Raw genomic sequence first — 11,806 nt, 5'->3', positions numbered from 1 at the left:
TCGGTTAATTCAGAACGGCTTATACTATCATAATAGTCCGATTGTCGCTTTACCGTCCTTAATGGGTAAAGCCAAAGACTGACTGTCTTTTTCCTGTCCCGGGGGTATAAAATGGTCTTCGCGCCGCGCAAGCGGAGGCGGTGACGAGGCCTCAAAGAAGGTATAACTGTGTGATTTTGATAAGGCCCAAACAGGGGTCTTTAAAGGCAGGGATGAGGTACCGCCGGGAAGTAATGTAATGCGCCCATTACTTTCTTTACTGACGTTGCAGCCGGCACTGAGCAACAGGAGTACTTCCTGGGTTGTCGACGTGGGCGCATCGCTGCCATTGTATTGTGAAACAAAAGGAGAGGGGCGTACTTCTTTTGCAAGCTCGATGAGGAGTGTGGCCGGATTGCGGCTTAATATGGCCTTTTCAATGTTCGGAAAGTGCTGCTCCACCAATTCAAATTGATAACCCAGCGTCTGGGCAGCCAGAAGCCAGGCCTTGTTTAACTGCCAGTTTAATTTTTTAGGATCAGGGTTTAAATAGATGGCTTCACCGGCATGGTGTTCAATCATGGCATTAACAGCGCGTGATGTGCCAAGCCAAATGGTTTTGTTATCGGGATACATCAGAGCATAGAAAGCCAGTTTCAGAATTTCTATTTCCAACGCCGCCATATCAATGGCCAATGGGGCGTCTTTGACCTGCAATGGCAAGTAGCCACTCAATAATTTGAACGCATGGACCCGTTCTATTTTTTTTGGACTGGTATTAAATATCTCCCGGAGTCTCAATATGGCGAGTTGCCCTATTTCGTCATGCATCCCAAGGTAACCATACTCGATGGCGTCCATAAATTCGATATTATCGGGATTAAGGAGAGTCGTGAGTGCATTGTGCTTATTTTTTTTACCGCCACTTACTTGATGAAGGGTGGGAAGATGGAGGCGGATGGCTTCCCAGGTATTTATTTGATCGCTGAGGTAATGCGTAAAGCTCGAAGAATGGAGGGAACTAAACAGAAGCTGGGTATTTTTTTTATCCTGGCCAAACGTCCCTGAAGCGTAATAGTCCTGCAGGAAGCGATGCGTCTTTTGAAAGTCGGTGATTAATCGCCTGGTTATTTGTTCTGCTCTCAGGCAGAATGGTCCATATTGGTTGCGGCATGTTTCAAGCTTTTTGCGACAAATCGTCGCCATGATATCTACATCCGCAGCGGTGAGACAGGTTGTCGAAGCAGAGGATTCGGGCTCTGGAATTTCGGTCTTGCTCCCACCATCAAAACTATGGGGCTGCAAGCGATTACTGTATTCAGTCAGCAAATGATCAATCGTCTCCTCAAGGGATTGAAGGTAATCCATTGGATGATGACTGTCGAATTGCGCAATGTCCTTGATTAATTGATCAAGTCGATTACTGTGAAGTTGCAATTCTTGGAAAACCTGTTCTGTGTCCATAAGGCCTGAAATGTGCAATATTTGTGCGCACAATTTACAATTTTACGCTTATCTTGTAAAGATAATCTAAAGATTTCTTATTTTTTCGACATGTTTGTATTCAAAATGTACATCATGTGTTTAAATGATTCTTGTACAGCATGAGCCTTGGCTCACCGCTTTTGACATTTTCCACTCAGGTAGTTGCTATGACCAATTATGATATATTGATACAGTGGTTGGAAAATACCACGCTGGAATCAGCCAAAGCGGATTTGCGTTTGTCTGAAAAAATATTAACCAATCTGCCCTCTCTGGTTATGTACGCCATTTCCATGACCCCCCTGACACTGGCAGAAAAACTAAAGACCAAGCTAGATGCGCTTGAGCAATTCGCAACCCACGAGGAACTAGCCCGCATTGTCAAATTGAAGGGCCAGCTAAATAGCTATAAGCAAACAATAAGCGATATGCTGCCTGCCGCTGAGAAAAAGGCAGCCGAGATTTTAGCCATCTATCTGCGGGTTGAAAAGGCAAAATCCCAGGATTTTTTAGCTATTTTTAATCCCTTTCAAGCTATTCTTCAAACGCCCGAGCCCTTTGATTCCGATGATAATCACTCTGAATCTGATGATGAAGAGGAGGCGTGTACGACTTTAAAATTAAGGAAGGGCGGCTTCTACACTAAAACGGCTTCTGAGTCATCCTATTTTGCTCTGGCGGCACACGCTTACATGAAACAGTGGCCGAAGCTTAAAGAGAATCTTAAACCCTTACAGTATTTTGCAGAAAAATACCCTAACAACCAATTGGCTCAGATTCTTCATGAAGATAAGAAAGAAATTGTCAAATTGCTTAAGTCAGGTGAATTTTTATTGACCAATGAACTGGGTGGTTTATTATTTGGACGTATCCTTTACGAGTTGCCGCAATGGAGTGTTGCTGAAAAAAGCTGCGTAATTAAATTGCAGGAACTTATGAAGTATGAGAAACCATTCAAGGCCGACGAATTTCAATTCGAATTGATAAAAATTTATTTATTTGACGCCCTGATCAGGAAGTCTGGGCAGCAACCGGTGGCCTGGATCGGTTCTTCCCGCAGCGTACTGGCCAAGGTCAAAAAAAATCCGGGAGAGGGCGCATACCTTAATTGCGATGACAAAAAATGGTCTCCGCAAATTAATCGGGCCTGGCTCATTACCTTATTGATGCTCGACTACCAGATTCAAATTGTTGAACCGCAGTTTCCCGCGATGGAAAAAGCGATTTTATCGGGTGATTTTGTCAAGTACATTTATTGCCTGGCTTCAGAAATGCGTCATTATGACGGTTCCAGTGTAGAAAAATCCAGAGTCAATGATTCAATGTATCATGGCGGCCTCGAACCCACGGCGACGATGCAGGAGCTGCTGTTGCTGCTCAGCATGGATTGCAAAACGTTCAAGAACAGTGACGGCTATCTCTGTGTTTGTCCACCAGAAGCTCAGGAAGAGTTGCTGCACACAAAATCTCTCGCGACGGAGTCACTGGTCGCCTCACCGAAGGATGAATATGATGACATCCGCAGGAATTTCAGGCTGCGGCTTAACCATTCCTTTGGCGATTTTGGGCGGATGGCGGCAAACCCGGTACCCGGAAGCACGTTCTTTTCTCACCCAGGCGCCTCGACTGACCAGCGTTCAGGACTTTTGATGGAGGGGCCGAACACCAAAGACACGAACGGAACAGGCCAGGATGACACGTTTGATCAGGACGATAGTCCCCAAACGAACGTGGGTTCGACCACGGTCCAATCGACTATGGAAGACGATGATGCGCCAGGCCCTTCGTTCAATTATTCCTGCTCCAATTAAGCGGTCATCCTGCTGAAACAAACAGTGCAGATTGTTTGTTTCAGCACGGCAACTGTATTGCATCGATAAAATTTGCTAGAATGATCGGTTTAACTTTGGCAAATGTAGATACCTTATGTTAAAGGATGCCTTATCACGGATGGCCGATGTTTTTCTTCCTTCCGTGTTGATGCATGGCCAGGATTATCAGCAGCGCGGCTTTGTCCTTAATATTCGTTTAAGCGATGGTCTTTTAAAGGCACGCGTCAAGGGCCGCTCCCATCAGATTTATGATGTGCATATTGACTTGAAAGCCTGGCCGGCCAAACCGGCTCATTGTACTTGCTCTTATGCGGCCAATTGCAAACACGCGGCAGCCAGCTTATTGGCTTTGCAGATTAAGGAACAAATCACTATCCCTGCCCCGGCGTCTGAAAAGCCGGGCCAGACCTTAAACGAATGGTTGCATACCCTGCGTGATCAACAACCATCGGTCGAGCAGACAGGTACGCACGTGGTGACTTATCTTCTCTCATTTGAACACGGCCCGCACGAAGACCTGGTCATGGTCAGGCTGGCTTTGGCAAAACGTCTCAAACGCCGCAGTTTAGGGAAAATGAATCTGTTTACTACCGTGACGGAAAGCCGCCGGCAATTTTTTACCGAGGATGACGAAGACATCATCGCGCAATTGCAGCTCAAAGGCCGTATCCAGGGCAACTTTGAACGGCTGCCTATCCGTAACAGTGAACTGCTGGAAAAGATTATAAAAACCCAGCGTGCCTACCGTTATGGGGATGAGGAGCGTTTGTTGCATTGGGGCGACAGCCTTAAGCCTAAGCTTCACTGGCAACTGGAAAAAGACGGTCATCAGCGGCCGGTACTGATGCACGGGCAAGAAACCCTGAATTATTTGTTCCTGGATAAACTCTGGTACATTGATCCAGTCGGCGATGAATGCGGTTTAATCAATATCCCGGTTCCTTTAGCCCAGCTAAAGCAAATTTTATCCATGCCGCCGGTGGCATTGGAGGCGGTGGGCGTGGTAATTGAAACCATCCGAAGCATGAATGACACCTTACCCTTACCTAACACATTCCCTCAGCGGCAAATACGCCGCGGTAAGCCGCGCGGTATTGTCCGGTTTGATGCAGCCGAACAGGGGCAATCGCTATCCATAGGCAATCAACAGCCGGCTGTATTATTTTATGTGCACCTTGCATTTGATTATTCAGGGTTTGAATTCAAAGCGGATGACCCGTGCTACTTTACCGTGTTTGAGGAAGGGCAGCACTTGATACGTCTGGAGCGGGATTTTGCGCTTGAAAAGCAACAATGGCAGGACATTAGCCAAATCCTGAATTTAAGGAAAGCGTCAGTTGACGAGCGCCTGTCCTTTGATCTCAAGACCCTGGATCTTGAGGTTTTAAGCCATTATCATCAGGAAGACGATTTGGCACGCTTGTACCAACAGGTCATTCCCCTGCTGAAAAGCAAACAATGGCAGGTGGAATTTCTGCATCCCGTCTATGAAGAAATCGTCGATGAGGAGCAGGTGGAGTGGTATTCCGATTTTAAAGAGCAGGGCAATGATTTCTTTTCCTACCAATTAGGCATTCTGGTGGGAGGCAAACCGGTTAATATCGTGCCGGTTGTTGCGGCATTAATTAACCAATGGCAATCAACCGATATTCAGCAGTTACCGGATGATCAAATGGTTAAATTGTCTTTAGCCAATGGCAAGGCCCTGCGTGTCAATCTGGGGCGCATTAAACCCCTGGTGAATTTTTTAATCCAATACGGCACCCGTTCCCTTCACGAGGGGGACAGTCTTACTATCAGCCGCCACCAGCTCATACTTATCCGTGAAACCGAGCAGGCTTTAGCTGCCGCAGCCTTGCGTTGGCATGGCGGTGAAAAGATAAGAATGCAACTGCAAAAGCTGGTTGATTTGTCACGCCTTGAGCAGGTCAAGCCGCCGGCTGGTTTAAGAGCCATGCTTCGCGATTACCAGCAACAGGGGTTAAACTGGTTGCAATTGCTGCGGGAGAGCCGTTTAGGCGGGGTGCTGGCCGATGACATGGGCTTGGGTAAAACCGTTCAAACGCTTGCCCACATGCAGCTTGAAAAGGAACAGGGCCGCCTTCAAAATGCTAGTTTAATCGTGGCGCCCACCAGCCTTGTGGTCAATTGGTTTGAAGAAGCCAAACGATTCACGCCGGAACTGAAGGTGCTCATTTTCCATGGCCAGGAGCGGCATCAGGATGAATTTGACGGCTATGATTTGGTCATTTCAACCTACGGGTTGATTCAGCGTGATAAAAGCCGTTTTGTTGATTACCCGTTTTACTACCTCATTTTGGATGAGGCGCAATCCATTAAAAATGCCCGTGCCAAAACCACCCAGATCATTCAGCAGGTGAAGGCCACGCATCGGTTGTGTCTCTCCGGGACGCCGCTTGAAAATCATTTGGGTGAATTGTGGTCCCTGTTCCATTTCTTAATGCCTGGGTTGCTCGGGGATGCCAGGCAATTCCGACGCTTTTTTAAAACGCCTATTGAAAAAGACGGGGATGAGGCGCGGCGTGAATTATTAGCCGCAAGGGTGCGTCCTTTTATGTTAAGACGCAATAAAAATCAGGTGGCCAGCGAATTGCCGCCTAAAACAGAAATGGTGCGCCTGGTTGAACTCGCAGGTAATCAACGCGATCTGTATGAAGCCATCCGCATCAGCATGGAGAAAAAAGTCAGGGATGCAATTGCCCGCCAGGGGATGGGGAAAAGCCATATTGTCTTGCTGGATGCCTTGCTTAAACTAAGACAGGTCTGTTGCGATCCGCGCCTGCTTCCCATACCGGGTGCTGCCATCGCCCATGGGTTTTCAGCCAAACTCGATGCACTGCTTGATTTGCTCGACAACCTGGTGGACGAGGGCCGCAGGATTCTGGTGTTTTCGCAGTTTACCTCCATGCTGAAACTCATTGAAGAACAATTGGACCGGCGGCGTTACGCCTACCTGAAATTGACAGGCCAGACTCAGAACCGACAGGAACTGGTTAATCAGTTCCAGCAAGGGCAGGTGCCCATTTTCTTAATCAGCCTGAAGGCTGGGGGGACGGGGTTAAATCTGACGCGCGCGGATACGGTGATCCATTATGATCCCTGGTGGAATCCTGCCGCCGAAGAGCAGGCAACCGATCGAAGCCACCGCATTGGCCAGGAAAATCCGGTCTTTGTTTACAAACTCATTACCCGCGGAACCGTAGAGGAGGCGATTCTTGCCATGCAATCCCGTAAACGGGCCTTATTTGAAGGCATCCTTGCGGATAACAGCAGTCGACAGGAGTTATTAACGGATCAGGACTTGGATGTGCTGTTTACTCCTCTTGATGTGGAATAATTGCAAGAGGAGCAGCAAATAATTGCAAAGCCAGCCAACCTGGCCTATTCTTTCATTGATGAAAATCAAGGAGAAATTTCATGGAACAGTTGAAATCGTTGTTTGCAGTGATCCTCATGATGTTGTTTGTTCCTGCCGTCATGGCTGCTTCACCTGCCGGTACCTGGACCACCATCGATGATGTCACCGGTAAAAAACGCGCTGTGGTTCGTATCAATGTGTCAGGCAATACCTTAAGCGGTACCATCGTTAAAGTATACCCCCAAGCCGGCGACACCGGTATTTGCTCCAAATGCCCGGGCGGCTTTAAAGGCAAACCCATTCAAGGCCTGCGATTTGTCTGGGGTTTGAAAGACAAAGGCAATGGTGAGTGGGATGGCGGCCAAATCCTTGATCCAAAAACCGGTAAAGTTTACCGAGCCAAAATGACATTAAAAGGCAACAAATTATACGTCCGCGGTTACGTGGGTGTTTCTGTGCTTGGTCGTACCCAGGTTTGGGTGAGATAATCACTGATCAATCAAATCCAATGGCTTTCGCCATTGGATTTTTTATTTCCCACGTCAAAGCATAACCTGCACTCACGATACAAGACAGCATGATTCTTCCGCTGCTAATGGCAAGGGAGCGATTGCCTTAGTCGAAAACAGGCTGTAAGGATTATCCGGTAGAAAACGCCTGTTGGGAGGTCGATTCTCCAGTTTTAAGTTCTGCGCAAGCTCTTTCTCTGTTTCAATGGGTTGTATGACTTCAAAAGACAGGCATTGAGGAATAGGGCCTTTCTGTGTTGCAAAGATGTAATTGATCAGGCTTTTTTTCAAATGAAATCCTGCCCTGATCAAGGGGATGATCGTCAAAGGTATAAAAACATCATGGCCCATACGGCCTATGATATTGCCGAGGCAGAGAGGAAGGAATTGCTCCGTGCTTAAGTTGGGAAAAGGTTTAAGATCGAGGCTAAAACCAGGTTGTATTTGTTTATTTTGAAAATCGATGGTTTCCACTTGAAAGGTCATGTACCGTGTTCCACCTGCGAGATAATTAGTATAAGTGATCCATAATCCCCCAAGTTTTACTCGTTTCTTATGTTGTTTTTTAGTCTTAATGATAAAATCTTCATCACCGTACAAAGAGGCTGATGTGAAGTCATCTGGCTTAATATGCTGCAGTTTTTCCAATCTAAAAAGCTCGCCATCAAATATTTCGCTGGCAAAACGACAGGAGTGCCTCGGCTGCTCGTCAAGGGAATGACTGGGATAGTTCACCAGGAGCGGCTTAAGCGGTTTACACCGCTCATTAATGCCGAGTCCTGAGTAATAGAGCACATGCAGCAAAAATAAATGCTGATTAGACAATGAACTGATTTGACTGATGTTGGTGGATTCCGGCACTTTGCGCATGATTTGTGTTAATTGGCGGATTAAATCGCCTACCTTAATGTCGCTGTCAGCGGTGATTATACGGTTTTGTAACTCAGCGAATACGGAAACCACGTCATTGTGCAAGGGCAGATTAATTTGGGGAGTGGAACGTTTGACTTCAATTGGTTGGAATTCCTCAAACAAAGCCTTAAAAGGATGGTTTGTTTTAAGGAAAGAATCATCCTTAAAGAGGGAGGGAGGATAGTACTCGAACACTAAATTTACCCAGGCTCTTTTCTTTTTTGTTCTCAGAAAAACGTTTATTAAAAGGGATTTTAGCTCTTTGAGCATCTGTTTGCGCAGCTTGTTTCGGCTTTTTTCGGAATGATTTAAAAGCATTTTTTCAAACGTGTTAAAAAAGTTCTCCAATCGTGCTGTACTTTTAACAACAGTGTCCGGTATGAGACGTACCTTGTGTAAGTAGCTCCACTCCAGATTCATCTGACTTAAATCAACACAACGCAGGTCGACATGGATGAAACTGGCATGACTTAAATTGGCGCCTGTAAAATCAGCCCCATCCATGACCGTGGCCATGAAATAGGCACTGGTTAAATTGGCTCCACGTAAATCAGCTTTTTTAAGACTCGCACCCGATAAGTTGGCATGGCTTAAATTAGCCCCCGTGAGGCGTGTGTTTTCGAGCAGGGCATTGATTAATGATGCCTGTTTTAAGTTCGCATGGTAGAGATTGGCATGGCTTAAATCAGCCGACTCCAATTGACTGGACGCTAATCTCGCATAGCGCAGGTCGGCTTGAACTAAACGGGCTTTCGATAAATCCCGTCCACGGATAGTGACGTGGGCAAGAGGTGCGAAAGAAAGGGCTGCGCCTGCTAAATTGATTTGATTAAAATAAACTGAAGGTAAAATGTTTAAATAGCCCTCTGGGAATGCGGTTAAATATAAATCGAATAATTGATGCGGACTCATAAATTGGGGCATTGATAGAGTCTCGGATTTGCCTAGCCGATGCTTAATTTCCGGCGTATGTTTAACAATCAGGGAAAGCTGCATTCTGATTTCTGGGGATAGGCTGGCATCGTTACAGGTCTCAAGAATACGTGTGATGGCAGGCAGTTTCTCGTCATGTCGAGTCAGCAGGTAACAGGCAATCTCAAGATTAGACATCGGCATATCCTGGGCAACCAGAGAATAGAGGGCTTTGTATTCGCTTGTTCGCCTATACCCATTAATAAATTCATAAGCCTCTTCAGGCTTTGCATGGCTTAAATGCGCAATCACCTGAGCGGGATTTTTTTTGAAACGATCAGCAAAGGCTATGGCTGCAATCGCCGACCAGTTCTGTGAGGTGGTCTGTAGTGTCAGTAAATCCTCCAGGTCTAACTGACTGAAAATCATCAGTTGTAATTCTCGAGGAAGCGAATCCAGGATGGATTGACTGGGAGGAAGGGGGGGATAAATCAGTGACCTAAGCCTGTGGCTTGTGTTGGAGGGGCAAAGTTGTGCGGTTGTTGCAAAGACTAAATCGTGGAATTGGGTTAAATGATGATATAAATCAGTGAGGAGATGACCTTCCTGTTTTTCGCCAACGGTATGAGTTGGGACCTGGGTTTTTCTGTTTATTCTTTGTTCACCAAATTCAGTGATGCATTGTCGTAATCGCTTACACACATCAAAAAAAGAAGTTAATTGCGATTTAAACAGAAGGTCGTCAATGCCATGTTTGCTTGCGATTACCTTTGACAATAAGTCAATCTCGGCCTCGCATATTTCTTTGTCGGAATTCCAGAGATTAAACAGAAACGCGTATAGGTTATCCAATGGATTCTTTAATGCCAGAATTTCAATAAGCAATTCAGAGGGAATAGCCTCATCAGAGTGCAGTTTATTTGTAAAATACGAAGTACGGCTTAACGATTTTTCCAAACAATGGATCAGGCGAATAAACGCCTCGCTGGCACGTTTATAGCGGGTTAATTCAACCAGATTCAAATCTGGAAATTCACGATAATTTAATTTGGTTTTCATTTCATTTTCCTCAAGTAAATACGAATAGACTGAGGAAAGAGAAGCAGCATACCGATGATCAATGCTAATAAAACATAGACGTGAGGGGGTTAAGAACCGAAGACTCCATGATAAACTTAAAATCTCTTTCAACAGCCGTTATGTTGTGAATAAGATTACTAAGTTACCGGTCCTCCGCATTACCCTGGTGGAAAGGCAATGTAAATTGCTTTAATTAACGGCATATTAACAAATTTTTTGTCAGGTTTTAAGGGGGCGCGTTAGCCATGATCTTGGCAAAATACGCAAGACGGCTTTGGCATTTCCTGCAAACTCCAATACAATAGCTGTCTGGTTCATTCGATGGCAAAGCGATGGTTGAGGTTCAAACGCGAAAAGCAACAGCAGTCGACCCCTTAAAGCGTCCGCCGCATTCGGTGGAAGCGGAGCAATCCATTATTGGCGGTTTAATGCTGGACAATCAGGTTTGGGACAAAATCAGTACCAAACTCTGCGAAGCCGATTTTTACCGCACCGAGCATCGGGTGTTATTTCGTAACGTGGTGGAGCTGTCGAAGCGGGAGCAGCCTTTCGACGTGGTTACCCTGCTCGACATGCTTAAATCCAACAATGATTTGGATGATGCCGGCGGGGAAACCTACCTGTTTGAGTTGGCGAATAATACCCCCAGTGTGGCCAATATTTCCGCCTATGCCGACATTGTTCGCGAAAAATCAGTCCAGCGGCAATTGATTGCCATTGCGGGTGAAATTGCGGATGCCGCTTACAATCCCTCCGGGCGGGAAGTGCCGGAATTGCTGGATTTGGCAGAAACCCGTGTTTTCGCCATTGCAGAGCAGACCGGGGGGGACGGTGGTCCTGAGAGCATCAAGTCCATTCTGGTCAAAGCCGTGGAAAAAATCGATGCCCTTTACCACAATGGCGATGCCATTACGGGTCTTGCAACCGGTTTAACCGATCTGGACGCCATGACGTCCGGCTTGCAGCCGTCTGATTTAATCATTGTCGCCGGCCGGCCGTCCATGGGTAAAACCACTCTGGTTATGAACATGGCTGAACATGCGGCCATACGCGGCGGCAAGCCGGTGCTGGTGTTTTCCATGGAGATGCCGTCTGATTCGCTGGCCATGCGTATGATGTCATCCTTAGGCCGTATCGATCAGCATCGTATCCGGACGGGAAAGCTCGATGACGACGATTGGCCGCGTGTGACTTCGGCAGTGCATATGTTGTCGGAAGCGCCGCTTTTTATCGACGATACGCCGGCGTTAAGCCCCTCGGAAATGCGGGCGCGGGCGCGGCGTTTGGCCAAAGAGCATGGCCAGCTGGGATTAATCGTGGTCGACTACCTGCAATTAATGAAAGTGCCTGGCTTTAAGGCCGATAACCGCACGGCTGAGATTTCTGAAATTTCACGAAGCCTTAAGGCACTCGCCAAGGAATTGCAGGTGCCGGTCGTTGCACTTTCACAGCTTAACCGAAGCCTTGAGCAGCGCAGTGATCGCCGCCCCGTGATGTCCGATCTGCGTGAATCAGGCGCTATTGAGCAGGATGCGGATTTGATTTGCTTTATTTATCGTGACGAAGTGTATAACGAAGACAGCCCGGATAAAGGGGTGGCTGAGATTATTATTGCCAAGCAGCGTAATGGTCCGATTGGCAAGGTGCGAGTCGCTTTCCTCGGTAAATACACCCGCTTTGAGGATTTGGCGTTTAATGGTTATCAAGGGGTAGATTAA

The 11,806-nt window shown here is 46.7% G+C and carries 6 protein-coding genes; 4 read left to right on the top strand and 2 right to left on the bottom strand.

The features are described from left to right. Positions 1-27 precede the first annotated feature (27 nt). On the bottom strand, positions 28-1,443 hold the full coding sequence (locus tag Lery_RS10150; RefSeq protein WP_058527152.1) for a hypothetical protein: 1,416 nt from the start codon (positions 1,441-1,443) through the stop codon (positions 28-30). Between the two features lie 188 nt (positions 1,444-1,631). Between Lery_RS10150 and Lery_RS10145 the strand changes: the two genes are divergently transcribed. The 3 genes from Lery_RS10145 to Lery_RS10135 all read left to right on the top strand — a co-directional run bounded on the left by Lery_RS10145 (position 1,632) and on the right by Lery_RS10135 (position 7,163). Continuing rightward, positions 1,632-3,275, top strand: a complete 1,644-nt coding sequence (locus Lery_RS10145) for a hypothetical protein (RefSeq protein WP_058527151.1) — start codon at positions 1,632-1,634, stop codon at positions 3,273-3,275. 115 nt (positions 3,276-3,390) lie between these two features. Further along, positions 3,391-6,654: a DEAD/DEAH box helicase gene (locus Lery_RS10140; protein ID WP_058527150.1), complete on the top strand. Its 3,264-nt coding sequence runs from the start codon at positions 3,391-3,393 to the stop codon at positions 6,652-6,654. A 116-nt stretch (positions 6,655-6,770) separates the two neighbouring features. Then, on the top strand, positions 6,771-7,163 hold the full coding sequence (locus Lery_RS10135) for a DUF2147 domain-containing protein (RefSeq protein WP_420324163.1): 393 nt from the start codon (positions 6,771-6,773) through the stop codon (positions 7,161-7,163). Between the two features lie 72 nt (positions 7,164-7,235). On the opposite strand, the gene Lery_RS10130 is transcribed toward Lery_RS10135, so the two are convergent. After that, a complete protein-coding gene (locus tag Lery_RS10130; RefSeq protein WP_058527148.1) occupies positions 7,236-10,067 on the bottom strand; it encodes a pentapeptide repeat-containing protein in 2,832 nt (943 codons plus the stop codon). 353 nt (positions 10,068-10,420) lie between these two features. On the opposite strand from Lery_RS10130, the gene dnaB reads away from it, so the two are divergent. Further along, positions 10,421-11,806 carry a replicative DNA helicase gene (gene dnaB / locus Lery_RS10125; protein ID WP_058527147.1) on the top strand — a complete coding sequence of 462 codons (1,386 nt, stop codon included), beginning with the start codon at positions 10,421-10,423 and terminating at the stop codon, positions 11,804-11,806.

Source organism: Legionella erythra (assembly GCF_001467615.1).
GTDB lineage: Bacteria > Pseudomonadota > Gammaproteobacteria > Legionellales > Legionellaceae > Legionella_C > Legionella_C erythra.
Note: the sequence above shows the minus strand (reverse complement) of the source record. Positions and strands in the feature narration are given on the sequence as shown.